Source organism: Candidatus Nitrospira neuquenensis (genome assembly GCF_979578155.1).
In genome coordinates this window covers 129695-144021 of the sequence record NZ_CEFZDU010000038.1, presented here as the reverse complement: position 1 = coordinate 144021, position 14327 = coordinate 129695, and the positions used below count along the sequence as shown (strand labels likewise).

The window sequence follows — 14327 nt, the reverse complement described above, 5'->3', positions numbered from 1 at the left end:
GATGGGGAAGCTGCTGGTCGTCGGCTCGGTCGCGCTGGATACGGTCAAGACGCCCTTCGGCGAGGCGACGGAGGCCCTCGGCGGCTCCGCCACGTTTTTCGCCGCCGCCGCGAGCTATTTCACGAGCGTGGACCTGATCGCGGTCGTGGGACAGGATTTTCCCGAGGAGCACCTGACCTTCCTCAAGAGCCGGGGGATCAACCTGGCGGGGCTGGAGCGCCGCCCCGGCGAGACCTTCCGCTGGAAGGGGCAGTACAGTTATCAGCTCAACGAGGCGCAGACGCTGGACACCCGCCTCAACGTCTTCGAGACCTTCCGCCCGAAGGTGGCCGAGGCGCTTCGCTCGCCGTCCATGCTGTTCCTGGCCAACATCGACCCGGAGCTGCAGCTCGACGTGCTGCGGCAGGTCCGGCGTCCCGCCCTGGTCGCGTGCGACACGATGAATTTTTGGATCAGCGGCAAGCCGGAGGCCCTCTGGCGCACGCTCGCCGAGGTGGACGTCCTCATCATCAACGACGGGGAGGCCCGTGCGCTCGGCGGCGATCCGAACCTGGTGAAGGTGGCCAAGACCATCCTGGCCCGGGGACCGCGGCACCTGATCATCAAGCGGGGCGAGTACGGCGTGCTCATGTTCAACCAGAAGGAGACGTTCGGCGCCCCTGCCTTCCCGCTGGAGCAGGTGAAGGACCCGACCGGCGCGGGCGACACCTTCGCCGGCGGCTTCATGGGCTACCTGGCGGCCACGGGCAATCTGTCGGAGGACTCCATCCGCCGGGCGATCATCTTCGGGAGCGTGATGGCCTCCTTCACCGTCGAGGCCTTCAGCCTTGACCGCCTCCGGACGCTCGACTACCAGGAGATCGAGGAGCGGTTCCGCTCGTTCAAGCGGCTGACCCACTTCGAGGACCTGACGTGAGGGGACGGTCTCTCCATCGCCCGGCCGCGTCGCGCCCGACGGGGCGGGGACTGGCGCTGGCGCTGGCGCTGGCCGCGCTGGCGGGCTGCGGGACCTCGAAGGAAGCCGTCCAGAAGGCGGACGGCCATTTCCGGGAGGGCATCGTCCATCTCACCGGCAACCCCCAGCAGGCCTTCGTCAGCCTGCAGAAGGCCGTCCAGCTCAACCCGGAACACCGCGACGCCCACTACTACCTCGGGCACCTCTACGCGCAGCAGGGCAAGCTGCCGCAGGCGGAGGCGGAGTTCCGTGCCGCGCTGGCGGTCGATCCGACCTATTCGGAGGCCTACACCTACCTCGGCCAGGTGCTCATGTACCAGAATCGCTGGTCGGAGGCGATCGAGGCGTACCGGCAGGCGCTGGCGAATCCCCTCTACGTGACGCCGGACCTCGCCTGGTTCCACCTGGGCGTGGCCCTCGCGCACGAGGGGGACTTCGAGGGGGCGATGCGCGCGTTCGAGGACGCCGCCCTCATTGCGCCCCCGAACGTGCCGCCGGCGCGGCTGCAGTTCGAGCTCGGGCGGACCTATTACCGCCTGGGGTACGGCGACAAGGCGAAGGAAGCGCTCACCCGCGTCACCGGCCTCGACAAGGATGGCGAGTACGGCCGGCAGGCGACCCAGTTGCTCGAACGGATCAAACCCTGATGGAACAGTTCGGCGAGCTCTTCACGCAGGCGAGGGAGCGGCGGGGGCTGACGCTCGAGGACGTCGCGGTCAAGACGCGCATCCATCCGGATTTTCTCCGCGCGCTGGAGGAGAGCAACTTCGCGAAGCTGCCGGACCAGGTCTTCGTGAAGGGGTTCGTGCGGGCCTACGCCCAGTCGCTCGGCCTCGACGAGGACGACGCGCTCCGGCGGTTCGTCGAGGCGGCGGGCCCCTTCTACGACAAACAGTCCGACCTGGAGCGGCTGCGCCGGAAGCAGGCGGAAGACGAGCGGAAGCGGCAGGCCAACCGCAAGGTGCTGGCCGCCGCGGTCGGCGTCGCGCTGCTCGGGCTCCTCCTGCTCCTGACGCGCGAGCAGTCGGCAGTGCCGCCCCCCTCGCCGGACGCCCCGGCCGAGTCGGACTCGCCGGGAACGATCGAGGGCAAGGCGAAGCCGGAGGGCGTCGCCGACACGGAGCAGGACTCCTCGGCCCTGCCCGCGCCGGACCTGTCGCCGCCCTTCCCGCTCGGGGGGGAGCCACCCGGGCAGACCCCGCCGAGCCCCTCCCGTGAGGGCGATGATCGGGGGGCCGGCGCTTCCGTGCCGCGCGAGGCGGCCTCCTCTCCGGCGACCAAGCCCGCTCCGGGGCGGCCGGCCGGCCCCTCCCTGCCCGGCGAGGCCCTGGTGCTGGAGCTGGAGGCCCACGAGATGAGCTGGGTCGTCGTCCAGGTGGACGGGGAGAGCCCGCAGGAGGCCCTCCTCCGGCCGGGCGAGAAGGTGCAGTGGAAGGCCAATGCCAAGCTGCTGGTGACGCTCGGCAACGCGGGGGGCGTGCACGTGGAGCTCAACGGCGTCCCCCAGGGGCCCTACGGCCCCAGCGGCACGGTGGTGCGGGATATCCTGTTCACACGATAGGCGCGGGCCCGCGTCCTCCCGGTCGGGACCTCCATCCGCCACGAGATGAGCACCGATCCCTCCTTCGACCCCCAGACCGACCGGGCCGTCCGGTTCCTGACTCCCAAGCTCCCCTTCGCGCCGACGGTGGGCCTCGTCCTCGGCTCCGGGCTCGGTCCGTATGCGGACCGCCCGCCCACCCGCCTCGTCGTCCCCTACGCGGACATCCCGGGATTTCCGCGCTGCGGCGTGGAGGGGCACGCGGGCCGGCTGGTCCTGAGCGACCGGTGCGGGCCGGGCGCGGCGATGCTGCAGGGGCGCGTCCACCGCTACGAGGGGGTCTCGCTCGACGAGGCGACGAGGCCCGTGCGGGTCCTGGCCGCGCTCGGGGTGCGGACGCTCCTCGTCACCTGCGCCGCGGGCTCGCTCGATGGAGCGGAGCCGGGCAGCCTCATGCTCATCGAGGACCACCTCAATCTCATGGGCGACAACCCGCTCATCGGGCGGACCGCGCCGGGCGTCGCCCGCTTCGTCGAGATGGCGGAAGCCTACGACGCCGGCCTCCGCGACATAGCCGCGGCGGCGGCGGCGGAGGCGGGGCTCGCCCTGCGCCGCGGGGTGCTGGCCGCGCTCACCGGCCCGACCTTCGAGACCGCGGCCGAGGCGGCGATGCTCCGGCGCCTCGGGGCCCAGGCGGTGAGCATGTCGGTTGTGCCGGAAGTCATCGCGGCCAGGGCCCTGGGGCTCAAGGTCCTCGGCCTGGCCCTGCTCACCAACGAATCCGGCGCCTCCTTGAAGGCCGGCGGAAGCCATGAGTCCGTGCTCGCGGCGGCGGGTCGGCAGACGGACGCGGTGGGACGCCTCCTCGACGGCATTCTCCGCCGTCTGGGCGGGGAAACCCGGCTCTGACGGCCCCACTGTTGCCTTGACAAGGGGGGGCGGCGTTGCTATAGTGCGGCGCCTTGAGGCCGTGCCTCGCCGTTTTCGACCCATGGGTTGATCCAAGAAAGGAGGAGTGGTGATGCGGTATATTTCGAGGTCCGTCGGTCTTTTAGCGGCATTCATGCTCGTCGCGTCCACGGTCGCCGTGGCCGAGGAGCGGGACCCCCTCAAGCCCCGCGTGCCGGCCGATCAGATCGCCGATGCGAAGAAGATGAAGAACCCCGTGCCGGCCACGCCGGAGAACCTGGCCAAGGGCAAGGCGCTGTTCGAGGGCAAGGGCACCTGCTTCAACTGCCACGGGAAGGAGGGCAAGGGGGACGGCCCCGCCGGCCAGATTCTGAACCCCAGCCCGCGGAACTTCACGAATTGCAAGTTCCACAAGAAGCGGAAGGACGGGGAGCTCTTCTGGGTGATCAAGAACGGCAGCCCGGGCACGGGCATGGTGCCGCTCATCCCGGCCGCGATCACCGAGGAGGAAGCCTGGACGATCATCAACTACGAGCGGAGCTTCTGCAAGGACGGCGGCGGCGACTGAGTCCCGACGCGCTCGGCCACCGGGGGCAGGGGAGGGCAACCTTCCCTGCCCCCTTTCTTTTGCTCGCCGGAGGCCGCGGCGGCGGGCGGGAGGAGCCGGGGCGTGCCCCGCGTCAGCGGGAGGCGGGTGAAGCGCCGCCCGGCCTGGTGAGCACCAGCCCCTCGAGGGGCGAGCCGGGGCGGAGCGGCGGCAGGATCTGTGGCTGCAGCTCCTGCTTGAAGGTGCCGCGCGACACGGAGGGGAGCGTCTGAGAGAGGTAGGCGGCCAGCTCGCCCAGCGTGACCCCGCCGTTGCCGTCCTTGTCGGCGTCACCGCGCAGTCCGCGGAGTACGTAGTAGGTCAGGAGCCCGTGGCGGACCAGGTCCGGCTCGAGCGCCGGCTGGAGGCCGGCCGCGGCGACGAGCCGGACCGGCGTGTCTCCCCCGACGTCCCACCGGAGCGGTTTTTGCTGTCCCTTCGGCCCGCCGCCGAGCCGGGCCACCGGCCCGTCGAAGATCAGCAGACTCTGCTTCGTCCGGAGCCGGCCCAGCGCCGCGGCCAGCTCCTTGAGCGGGTAGAGACGCGAACTCCCGTTCGCGCCGGCGTCGTAGGGCAGCAGGCTGACCTCGCCCGAGGGGCTGGCCATGGCGAGCCCGGCGAAGTAGACGATCACGACCGACTGCTCGTTCACGCGGGCGGGGAGCCAGTCGAGGAGCAGCTCCTCGATGTCGGGCCGCAGGGCGCTCGTGCCGACGAGCACCTTCACGTTGGAGGAGGGGACGCCCCCCAGCGCGCCGAGGTAAGCCGAGAGCAGCTCCGCGTCGGCGGCCGCGTACTTGCGCGCGAGGGGCTGCTGGTCTCGGTAGGCGGGGATGCCGATCGCGATCACGTACACGTTGGGCTGGCGGGCGCCGGAGGCCGGCGGCACCCGATCCACGTCGTCGAAGACCGGCGCGGCGGGGACGGCGGGGCCCGGTGCGGCCGCGCCGCCTCCGCCCGAGCGCAGGGAGGCGACGAGCATCTGCGAGGCGGGGATGCCGACCGCGCCGGAGCCCTCGGTCAGCGCGACCGTCAGCTCCGCCCGCTGCGGCGGCACGGACGGCGGCAGCGTGCCGACGAACTCGACGGAACGGGACTCGCCGGGCTGAAGCGTGCCGACCGGCAGGGTCGTCGCGGGGAACTGCGAGACCACGGCCGGCGTGCCGCTCACGGACACCCGCACGTCCCGCGCGGCCGTCTGTCCCGCGTTGACGACGTCCACCCGCACGCGCACCTTCTCCCCGCTCTCCAGCACGAGGTTGCCGCTCTCCTCCAGCAGCGTCGCCTTGAAGGCGAGGCCCGGCGCGCCCGCCGGCGCGGGAGCCGCCGGCGCGGCGGGCGGCGGGGCGGCCGGCAGGACGGCGGCCTGCTCCGGCTGCTTGAACAGCGAGCGCGCCTGCTTCATGAACTGCGTGGTGATCTCGGTCGCGGCCGCGTTCGTGAAGGCTCCGGCGGAGACGTAGGCACAGCGGTGCTGCGTCGGCTCGAGGATCAGCTTTTCCCGGTGCGTGGTCGTGAGCGGCCGTTCCAGGAGCAGCTTGCCGGCGGCGTCGTAGATGGCGAGCCCCGCCTCCAGGTGCATCTCCGCCGGCAGCCGGTCGTACATGTTGTCGGTCTGGACCTTGAGGCCCGACTGCAGCAGGCTGATCTTGGCGACGAGGTCCGGCGCCGCGGCGGGTTTCTCCGGTCCCTGGTAGTAGACGGTCTTGAAGGTCTGGTGGGCGCCCTCCAGCAACAGCGCTTCCAGCTCGTTACCGATGTGCATCTCGCTCGGGTGGTTGCAGGCGTCCACGTACTGCAGGCGGGCCGCGGGGAGGGACGGGTCGATGTCCAGCTTGATCGTGTAGGGCAGGGGCGGACCCAGGTCGGGCAGCTCGGCCCGGCCGAGGAGCGACTTCGGCGAGCCCTTGCAGCTCCCCGCGAGCGAGGCCAGCGCGAGGAGCACCAACGCGAGCGCCAGGCGCCCGGTCCTGGGTCTGGTCGTCATGCCGCCCATGCGATCGTGTCCGCCGAACCGAACATCGGGCCACCGTACCGAAATCGCGCGGTGAATGCAACCGGCGGACGCGCGGCGCGGCTTGCCAGGGCCGCCGCGTTTCTTTATCCTACGCCGCGACGGTGCGGCGAGCGGGGGCCGGCGTGGTCGTCCTCGGCCTGTTGAATCTGCGCGATGCGGCGGCGGCGGCGGTGCGGGACGGACGGATCGTCGCCGCCGCCGAAGAGGAGCGCTTCGTCCGGATCAAGCACGTCACGGCGCTGCCGTTGCGGGCCGTTCGCTCCTGTCTGGAAGCGGCCGGCGTCGAGCTCCGTGCCGTGGATTCGATCGCCGTCCCGTGGAAGTACTGGGTCGTGGGCCGGCGGGCCGCGCTCGCGTTGGGTGCGATGGTGCGGTCGCCGACGCTCTTCCGGGTGAAGGGGCGGCGCAGCGTGGAGCGGCTCTCCCGGGAATGGACCGAGCAGGTCTTCCTGGCCTCCGCGCTGCGACGCGAGTTCGGGCCCGGCGCGCCGCGCCCCGTCTTTCTCGACCACCACCTGTGCCACGCGGCGAGCACCTTCCTGCCCTCGCCCTTCGAGCGCGCGGCGATCCTCGTCGTGGACGGCGCCTCCGAGTCCCACACGGCGATGCTCGGCGTGGGGGAAGGCGCCGAGATCCGCGTCCTGCGCCGCATCCCCCTGCCCCACTCGCTCGGCCAGTTCTACGCGGCGATGACCGCGTTCCTGGGGTTCACGCCGGACCGCGACGAGTACATCGTCATGGGTCTGGCCGCCTACGGGGAGCCGCGGTTTGCGCCTGTGCTGCGCGAGCGGCTGCTGCGCCTGACGCCGGACGGCGGGTTCCGGCTCGACGTCCGGCTCTTGGACTTTCACCTCGCGCGCGTCGGCCTCTTCGCGCCGGCCCTGACCGAGCTGCTGGGGCCGAGCCGCCGTCCCGGCGAGGAGCTGACCGAGCGGCACAAGGACCTCGCCGCCAGCGCGCAACTCGTGCTCGAGGAGACGCTGCTGCACCTCGCCCGGCGGCTTGAGCGCGACACGCGGCTCCCCGCGCTCTGCCTCGCGGGCGGGGTGGCCTTCAACTGCGTCGCGAACAGCCGGCTCCGCCGCGAGCTGGGCTTCGAATCGGTCTTCGTACAGCCGGCCGCCGGGGACGCGGGGGCCGCGCTGGGCGCGGCGCTCTGGCAGTCCGTCCGGCTCGGCGCGCCGCGCGAGCCGATGACGCACGCTTACCTGGGGCCGTCCTTCGACGAGGCGGCCTGCCGCCGCGCGCTGGAGCGGGCCGGCCTGACCGCCGAGACCCTGCCGGAGCGGGAGCTGGTCGAGCGGGTCGCGGCCGAGCTGGCCCGCGGGCGCCTCGTCTTCTGGTTCCAGGGCCGGATGGAGTGGGGGCCGCGCGCGCTCGGCAACCGGAGCCTGCTCGCCGATCCCCGGCGGGAGGACATGCGCGAGCTGATCAACGCCAAGGTCAAGTTCCGCGAGCCCTTCCGTCCCTTCGCCCCCGCGGTGCCAGCGGAGCGGGCACCGGAGTTCTTCGACCCCGGCGAGGCCGCGCCCTACATGCTCTTCACGCAGCCGGTCCGGCCCGGAGCGAAGGGCCTGATCCCCGCCGTCGTCCACGTGGACGGGACCGCCCGCCTCCAGACGGTGGATCGGGACAGCAACCCTCGGTTCCGGCTCCTGCTGGAGGCCTTCGGGCGCCTGACCGGCGTGCCGGTCCTCCTGAACACCTCCTTCAACGTCCAGGAGCCCATCGTCTGCACGCCGGAGGAGGCGGTCGCCTGCTTCCTGCGCACGGAGGTGGACTGGCTGGCGCTGGGGAACCTCCTGGTCCATCGGCCGGGCAAGGCGTGATGCGCAAGGCCGCGGGGGCATCCGGTCCGGCCGCCGCTCAGGCCTCGTCCCCGCCGCCCCACGTCCGCTTCGCCGCCCTCGACGCCCTGCTGGTCCTGTTCATCGCGAACCTCGTCCTGCAGCCCCTGGTGGAGCCGGACTTCGGCTGGCATCTCCGCACGGGGCTCGACCTGATCGCCGGCGGGTGGACGCTCCCGGCGACCGATCCCTACTCCCACACGATGCCCGACTGGCCCTGGGTGGAACATGCCTGGCTGACCGACGGGCTGCTCGGGCTGATCTACCGGGGACTCGGGCCGGCCGGGGCGCTCGGGGCGATCCTCTTCTTCGCGCTGGTCGCGGCGGGGGCGTTCGGGCTGGTTCTGGTCGGTGCCCGTGCAGGGCGCACGGCCCGCCTGCTGGCCCTGGCGGGAATCCTCTGGACGGCCCTGCCCTTCCTCGGGGCCCGCACCCAGTTGGTCACGCTGCTCGGGATGGCGGGGCTCCTGCTGCTGTGGCGCCGCTCTCGAGACGGGCGGCCGGCGCAGTTGTGGGCGGTCCCGCCGCTCTTCCTGCTGTGGGCCAACCTGCACGGGGGCTTCACCGCAGGGCTCTTCACCCTCGGGCTCATCCTGGCTGCGTCGGTCCTCCTGCGCCTGGCGGTCGAGCGGCGTCCGAGCCTGGCGGCGCGGCTGGACGAGCCGGTCCCGGCCTGGGGGCAGGTCGGCCGCCTCGCGGCGGTGCTCGGCCTCTCGGTCCTGGCGACCCTCGTCAATCCCTACGGCTGGCGGCTGTACGGGGAAATCCTCGCTTCGCTGTCCGACCGCTACATGGTCGAGACGCTGCACGAATGGCAGCCCGTGTCGTTCGGCGACCGGGCCGGCGCGATCTACGGGGTCTATCTGGCCCTGCTGGCCGTCGGGGCGGCCATGGCGATTCGCCGCGTGGAACCGGTCCGCTGGGTGGTCCTGATCGTCTTTCTCTGGCTGTCGTTGCGGCACTGGCGCAACGTCCTGCTGTTCCTACTCGTGAGCGCGCCGCTGGCGGCGGAGGTGCTCGCCGCCAGCGGCGGGTGGGTCGCGGCCCGCTGCGCGGCCCGGTGGCGGGACCGGCTCATGCCGTTCCTGGCCGCCTGCGTCGCGGCGGTCGTCCTGCTCGTCCTGGGAGGGGAGCATCTGGTCCATGTCGCCCAGTGCGGCCTGCGGCCGGCCGCCTACTTCCGCCAGACCGAGTATCCGATCGAGGCGGTCGAGTGGGTGCGGGCGAACCGGGCCCGGCTTGGAAGCCGTCTGTACAACGATTATGGGGTCGGCGGGTTCCTGCTCTGGTGGCTGCCGGAGGAGAAGGTCTTCATCGACGGCCGGATGCCGGCCTTCCGGGTCGGCGACCGGTGGATCTTCAAGGACTACATGGACCTGACGGCACAGGAGCCGCCGGACCTTCGCGTGCTGGACAAGTACCGGGTGGATTGGGCGATGGTCGGACGGGACCTGCCGCTCGATCGAGGTCTGGCGCGGCGATCGGACTGGGAGCGCGTCTACGAGGATGCCAAGGTGAGGCTCTACGTCAAGCGGGCGTAAACGCCGCGGGCGTCGTTCCGCCGCACGGCGAGGAGTTCCAGGAACATCCGGAGCCCGTCGCGCAGGACCCAGACCTTGGAGCCGGGCTGGTCCGCCCAGTTGATCGCCACCTCCGCGACCGTGTAGCCGCGTTTGCGCGCGAGATAGAGCAGCTCCAGGTCGAACCCGTAGCCGTCGATCCGGGCCACGGAGAAGAGGTCCCGGGCCACGGAGGCGGGGAGCAGCTTGAACCCGCACTGGGTGTCGTCGATGTCGGGGATGCCCAGGCGCCGGACGCACCAGTTGAACAGGTTCCCGAGGACGCTTCGGTGCCAGCGGGCCCGCACGCGATACCGCGGGTCGCGGGAGGCCCGGAAGCGCGAGCCGATCGCCAGGTCGGCGCCCTCGGCCAGGGCCGACTCCAGGCGGGCCAGTTCCTCGATCGGGGTGGCGCCGTCGGCGTCGGCGATGAGGCACAGGGCGCCGCGGGCGGCGAGGATGCCGGTGCGGACGGCGCAGCCCTTGCCGCGATTCCTGGGGAGCGTCAGGAGCCGGAGCGACGGTTCTCGACGGCCGATCTCCTCCACGACGGCGCCGGTCCCGTCCCTGCTCCCGTCGTCCACCACGACAATCTCGTAGGAGATGCCCCGCGTGGTCAGGTAGGCCCGGATGGCCTTCAGGTAGGGCGGCAGCCGCCGGGCCTCGTTGTACGCCGGAATGACGATCGAGAGGGTCGGTGCCCCCGGCCGCTCGGCGCCGCTCACGCGGACGGCCCGGCGGGTTGGGGCGCAGCCGGCTCGTGGGGGCGTGGGGTGCCGGTCACGAGGAGCCAGCCTAGCCGCTCCCTTCGGGATTTGCAAGGCCGACCCTTGACAGGGGTGGAGGCGGCGCGCAACGTATAGCGGTCACAGGGGCCGGGAGGCGGCGGAGGAGGTGTCCGTTGCGCGGGGTGACGCCGGTCAGGGCGGCGGCGGGGCTGGTGCTGGTGTCGGCGATGCTGGGCGCCTGCGCCGCGACGACGCCGCCGGCGCGGCTGGGGCAGTATCTCGGCGGGCCCAGCGCCGCAGGGGCGGGCGCGACGCTCGGCCAGGATCGGCTGCGCGCCGCGCTGGTCGTGGTGCCGGACCGGGGGACGGACGGGACCTCGCCGACCCTGCCGGAGGGAGCCTTGGCCGGCCTGGCGGAGGACCTCAAGGGGCAGTTCACGACCTATCTCCCGCTCGACGTCCAGGCCGTCCTGTCGGCGGAGGGGCTGAAGCCGGAGGGGGGCCTCGACCAGTTCATCGTGCTCGGCCGGCAACGGGGCTTCGACTATGTGCTGGTCGTGATCGCCTCGGCCACGGAGCGGGAATACCCCATCGGCGTCTTCGTCGCATGGGTCGTGCACAGCCAACCGGGCCTCCGACGGGACAACTGGTCGCTCCTGGAGGTCGCGCTCGTGGACGTGCGCGGCGGACGGGTCCTCGTGGAGGCGGAGGGCCGGGGCTGGGCGACCCTCGACCGGCCCACGGCGCCGGACATCCGGCAGTGGTATCCCGTGGTCTGGAAGCGCCCCCTGGACCCGAACCGGCCCTTCTACCCCCTGACCGACGAGGGAGCCGCTGACTCGCTGCGGGTGATCGCCATGCAGGAGGCGGAAAAACGGCTGGTCCCCAACTTCCAGGATGCCTGGATCGCCAAGCGCCGCATGGCGTTGGCCCTGGATGGGCGGTGACCGGCGCCGGCGCGGCGCCGGGCGCGCCGGCGGGCCTGAAGGCGAGTTTTTGCCTTTGAAGGCCGGTCGGCGCTTAGTGTAGAATGGCAAAATCGTCTGATAACTCTGTGTCTTTTCGCGCGATTGCCCTGTTCCGTGGAGGCCGCGTCCGCCGGGACGGGGAGGGGAAGGTTTGCTGACGAACGTGGGTCCGCAGGGACCGGAACCGGGGAGCACTGAGGGAACAATCATGGACAGGATGGGCGAGCGGAGCGGGTGGGGCCGGGATCGGCGCCTGAGCGCGGTCCTGGCGATGGCGGGGGTGCTGGCGGCCGGCTCGATCGGGTACGCGGTGAGCGGACTGCCCGCCGAGGCGGCGGTGCCGGCGACGATGTCGCAGGGGTTCGCGGACATCGTGAAGAAGGTCACGCCGGCGGTCGTGAACATCGCCGTGACCGGAGGAGAGGGCGGGGAGCGCCGCGGCGGGCGCAAGCCGCTGCCGCCCGGCCCCTTCGGCCCTCCCGGCGAGGAACCGCCAGGCGGTGAGCCGCCCTTCCCGCCCGGTCCGCCTCCGTTTCCCGGCCCTCCCGGTCGGCCTGACCAGAGCGCCGGCTCCGGCGTGATCATCGATCCGAAGGGCTACATCGTCACCAACAACCACGTGGTCGAGAACGCCTCGCAGATCACCGTGACGCTGAGCGACAAGCGCGAGTTCAGCGCGAAGGTGGTCGGCACGGACCCCAAGACCGATCTGGCCGTCGTCAAGATCGAGGCGGACAACCTGCCGGCGCTCAAGTGGGCCGAGCATGAGAAGCTGCAGGTGGGCGACCTGGTGCTCGCCGTCGGCAGCCCCTTCGGGTTGAGCTCCACCGTGACGCTGGGCATCATCAGCGCCCTGGGTCGCGGTAACGTCGGCATCACGGACTACGAGGACTTCATCCAGACCGACGCGGCCATCAACCCGGGCAACTCCGGCGGCGCGCTCGTGAACATCAACGGCGAGCTGATCGGGATCAACACGGCCATCTTCTCCCGGACCGGCGGGTCCGAGGGGATCGGGTTCGCGATCCCGAGCAGCATCGCGCTGGACGTCGTGAGCAGCCTGATCAGGAGCGGCAAGGTGGTCCGCGGCTGGATGGGCATCGCGATCCAGGAGGTCACGCCGGCGCTGGCCAAGTCGTTCAAGATTCCCGAGCAGCGCAAGGGCGTGCTGATCAGCGACGTGAACGAGAACGGGCCCTCCGCGAAGGCGGGCCTCAAGCGCGGCGACGTGATCATCGCCTTCGACGACAAGGAGGTGGAGACCGTCAACCAGCTCCGCAACATGGTCGCCCGGACGACGGTGGGGCGGACCGCCAAGGTCAAGATCCTGCGCGACGGCAAGGAGCAGGTCGTCGCCATCAACGTGGCCGAGCGGCCGTCCGACGAGATGCTGGCCAAGCGCGAGCCGGCGGCGGCGCCCCCGGAGCAGCCGAAGCTGCCGGACAACGTGCTCGCGGCGCTGCGCGTGCAGCCGCTGGACCAGACGACGTTGAGCCAGCTCAACCTGCCGAGCAAGACGACCGGCGTCGTGATCAACCACGTGGAGCCGGGCAGCCCGGCCGAGGCGGCCGGCCTGCAGCGCGGCGACGTCATCCAGGAGGTCAACCACGAGACGGTCAAGTCCCTGGAGGACTTCCAGAAGATCGCGGGCAAGATCAAGAAGGAAGAGATGGTGGTGCTGCTGCTGAGCCGTCAGGGGAACAACCTGTTCGTCGCGGTGAACCCGAAGTGACACGTGCGGTCGAGGGAGCGTGGAAATGAGCCCCTCCGCCTGAGGCCCGTGGACTTCTCGAAGCTCAAAGAGTGGCTAGAGGACTCCGTCTTTCAGCCGCTCGAAGACAAGAAGATGCCGGTCATGGAGCACCTCGTGGAGCTCCAGGTCCGGCTCACGCGGGCCGTCGTCGTCGTGGGCCTCGTGTTCGTCGGCACGTTCTTCTACGCCGACGCGCTGGTGGCGTGGCTCCGCGTGCCCCTGCAGAACATGTTCGTGCCCGGCAAGCTCCAGTGGGTGCCCACGGACCTGCCGCTCATCCCGTTCGTGTTCCTGTCCCCCGCGGAGGCCCTCTGGCAGAACGTCAAGGTCGCCGGCCTGTTCGCACTGGTCCTGGCCATGCCCTACGTGCTGTGGGAAGTCTGGCAGTTCGTCGTGCCGGGCCTGCACGTGCAGGAGCGGCGCTTCGTCGGACCCTTCGTGCTGATCAGCGCCGTCGCCTTCTACTCGGGGCTCGCGTTCTCCTTCTTCTTCGTGCTGCCCTTCGCGCTGAACTTCCTGATCTCCTACGGCGTGGGCGCCGGGTTCATCCCGCAGATCTCGATCGCGCAGTACGTGGGGTTCGCCCTCTGGTTCCTGCTCATCTTCGGGGTGATCTTCGAGGTGCCGCTCGCGCTCACCCTCATGGCGAAGCTGGGCTGGGTGGACGCGCCCTTTCTGAAGCGGTACCGGAAGTGGGCGTTCCTCGGGGCCTTCGTGATCGCGGCGCTGCTGACGCCCACCCCCGATCCCTTCAACCAGTGTCTGATGGCGCTGCCCATGTACGTCTTCTACGAAGTGGGCATCGTGAGCGCGGGCTTCTTCTCCAAGAAGACCAAGGGGGCGGCGGCGGAGACCGAGGCCGCGCCCGGGCCGCCCGCCCCCGTCCTCAAGCCGGCCGTGCCCGCCGGTGCGGGCGAGGGGGAGTATCTGGCCGTGCCGGATTCCGGGCGGCGCCGGTGACGCCGACGTCCGACGCCGGTGGTGCCATGCGCGTCGCTCTCCTGGTGGTCAGCAGCAAGGTCGCGTCCGGGCGGGAGCCGGACCGGGGGCGGGAGGCGGTCGAGCGGATGGTGCGGGCGCTGCCGGCCGACGTCGCGGCCTACGAGGTCGTGCCGGACGACCGGGGGGCGATCCGCGAGGCGCTCGTGAGGCTCTGCGAGGGCGATGCGCCGGAGGTGATCCTCACGATGGGCGGAACGGGCGTGCGGCCCACGGACTGGACGCCGGAGGCGACGCGGGATGTCCTGGACCGCGAGATCCCCGGCATCGGCGAGGCGATGCGGCAGGAGAGCCTCAAGAAGGTGCGGACGGCCGTGCTGTCGAGGGCGACGGCCGGCGTGCGGGGCGGGACCCTGATCGTCAACCTGCCCGGCAGCCCGCAGGGGGCCAAGGAGAACCTGGCCGTGCTCCTGCCCATCCTGGAGCATACGGTGGAGAAGGTACGAAAGGCGTGAGGCGTCGGGGC

At 71.4% G+C, this 14327-nt stretch carries 13 protein-coding genes; 11 read left to right on the top strand and 2 right to left on the bottom strand.

Translation table 11 applies throughout. The annotated features are described in order from the left end of the window. Position 1 precedes the first annotated feature (1 nt). From AC1U7O_RS16785 to AC1U7O_RS16765, 5 genes are all read left to right on the top strand, one after another. A complete protein-coding gene (locus AC1U7O_RS16785) occupies positions 2–916 on the top strand; it encodes a PfkB family carbohydrate kinase (protein WP_479896044.1) in 915 nt (304 codons plus the stop codon). Continuing rightward, complete coding sequence (locus AC1U7O_RS16780) at positions 913–1602, top strand: tetratricopeptide repeat protein (protein WP_479896043.1); 690 nt, start codon at positions 913–915, stop codon at positions 1600–1602. The genes AC1U7O_RS16785 and AC1U7O_RS16780 overlap by 4 nt, the downstream gene beginning before the upstream one ends. Then, positions 1602–2516 (top strand): helix-turn-helix domain-containing protein, encoded by a 915-nt coding sequence (locus AC1U7O_RS16775; RefSeq protein ID WP_479896042.1) that lies wholly within the window; start codon positions 1602–1604, stop codon positions 2514–2516. Before AC1U7O_RS16780 ends, AC1U7O_RS16775 begins: the two co-directional genes overlap by 1 nt. Before the next feature lie 45 nt (positions 2517–2561). Next, positions 2562–3404 carry a purine-nucleoside phosphorylase gene (locus AC1U7O_RS16770; RefSeq protein ID WP_479896041.1) on the top strand — a complete coding sequence of 281 codons (843 nt, stop codon included), beginning with the start codon at positions 2562–2564 and terminating at the stop codon, positions 3402–3404. 154 nt (positions 3405–3558) lie between these two features. Next, complete coding sequence (locus tag AC1U7O_RS16765; protein ID WP_479896040.1) at positions 3559–3972, top strand: c-type cytochrome; 414 nt, start codon at positions 3559–3561, stop codon at positions 3970–3972. 112 nt (positions 3973–4084) lie between these two features. Here the strand turns inward: AC1U7O_RS16765 and AC1U7O_RS16760 are convergent, their stop codons facing one another. Beyond that, a complete protein-coding gene (locus AC1U7O_RS16760; protein WP_479896039.1) occupies positions 4085–5977 on the bottom strand; it encodes a caspase family protein in 1893 nt (630 codons plus the stop codon). Positions 5978–6129: 152 nt separating this feature from the next. Between AC1U7O_RS16760 and AC1U7O_RS16755 the strand changes: the two genes are divergently transcribed. After that, positions 6130–7836, top strand: a complete 1707-nt coding sequence (locus tag AC1U7O_RS16755) for a carbamoyltransferase family protein (RefSeq protein WP_479896038.1) — start codon at positions 6130–6132, stop codon at positions 7834–7836. Next, positions 7836–9395, top strand: a complete 1560-nt coding sequence (locus AC1U7O_RS16750; protein WP_479896037.1) for a hypothetical protein — start codon at positions 7836–7838, stop codon at positions 9393–9395. Before AC1U7O_RS16755 ends, AC1U7O_RS16750 begins: the two co-directional genes overlap by 1 nt. Here AC1U7O_RS16750 and AC1U7O_RS16745 read toward each other — a convergent pair. Continuing rightward, complete coding sequence (locus AC1U7O_RS16745) at positions 9377–10138, bottom strand: dolichyl-phosphate beta-glucosyltransferase (protein ID WP_479896036.1); 762 nt, start codon at positions 10136–10138, stop codon at positions 9377–9379. The two genes, AC1U7O_RS16750 and AC1U7O_RS16745, sit on opposite strands and share 19 nt — an antisense overlap. 176 nt (positions 10139–10314) lie before the next feature. Between AC1U7O_RS16745 and AC1U7O_RS16740 the strand changes: the two genes are divergently transcribed. The 4 genes from AC1U7O_RS16740 (at position 10315) to AC1U7O_RS16725 (ending at position 14316) form a co-directional block, all read left to right on the top strand. Continuing rightward, positions 10315–11088 (top strand): hypothetical protein, encoded by a 774-nt coding sequence (locus tag AC1U7O_RS16740; protein ID WP_479896035.1) that lies wholly within the window; start codon positions 10315–10317, stop codon positions 11086–11088. Positions 11089–11317: 229 nt separating this feature from the next. After that, positions 11318–12841, top strand: coding sequence for a DegQ family serine endoprotease (locus tag AC1U7O_RS16735; RefSeq protein WP_479896034.1), 1524 nt, complete (start codon positions 11318–11320; stop codon positions 12839–12841). A 48-nt stretch (positions 12842–12889) separates the two neighbouring features. Beyond that, positions 12890–13822 (top strand): twin-arginine translocase subunit TatC, encoded by a 933-nt coding sequence (gene tatC, locus AC1U7O_RS16730; RefSeq protein ID WP_479896033.1) that lies wholly within the window; start codon positions 12890–12892, stop codon positions 13820–13822. A 26-nt stretch (positions 13823–13848) separates the two neighbouring features. Then, entirely contained in the window at positions 13849–14316 is a 468-nt protein-coding gene (locus tag AC1U7O_RS16725) for a MogA/MoaB family molybdenum cofactor biosynthesis protein (protein ID WP_479896032.1), read from the top strand. The last annotated feature ends 11 nt before the right edge of the window (positions 14317–14327 follow it).

Coding starts and splice junctions, on each gene's coding strand:
- AC1U7O_RS16765 (WP_479896040.1), top strand. CDS start 3,559: ATGCTCGTCGCGTCCACGGTCGCCGTGGCCGAGGAGCGGGACCCCCTC.
- AC1U7O_RS16760 (WP_479896039.1), bottom strand. CDS start 5,977: ATGACGACCAGACCCAGGACCGGGCGCCTGGCGCTCGCGTTGGTGCTC.
- AC1U7O_RS16725 (WP_479896032.1), top strand. CDS start 13,849: ATGCGCGTCGCTCTCCTGGTGGTCAGCAGCAAGGTCGCGTCCGGGCGG.
- AC1U7O_RS16775 (WP_479896042.1), top strand. CDS start 1,602: ATGGAACAGTTCGGCGAGCTCTTCACGCAGGCGAGGGAGCGGCGGGGG.
- AC1U7O_RS16735 (WP_479896034.1), top strand. CDS start 11,318: ATGGACAGGATGGGCGAGCGGAGCGGGTGGGGCCGGGATCGGCGCCTG.
- AC1U7O_RS16770 (WP_479896041.1), top strand. CDS start 2,562: ATGAGCACCGATCCCTCCTTCGACCCCCAGACCGACCGGGCCGTCCGG.
- AC1U7O_RS16785 (WP_479896044.1), top strand. CDS start 2: ATGGGGAAGCTGCTGGTCGTCGGCTCGGTCGCGCTGGATACGGTCAAG.
- AC1U7O_RS16750 (WP_479896037.1), top strand. CDS start 7,836: ATGCGCAAGGCCGCGGGGGCATCCGGTCCGGCCGCCGCTCAGGCCTCG.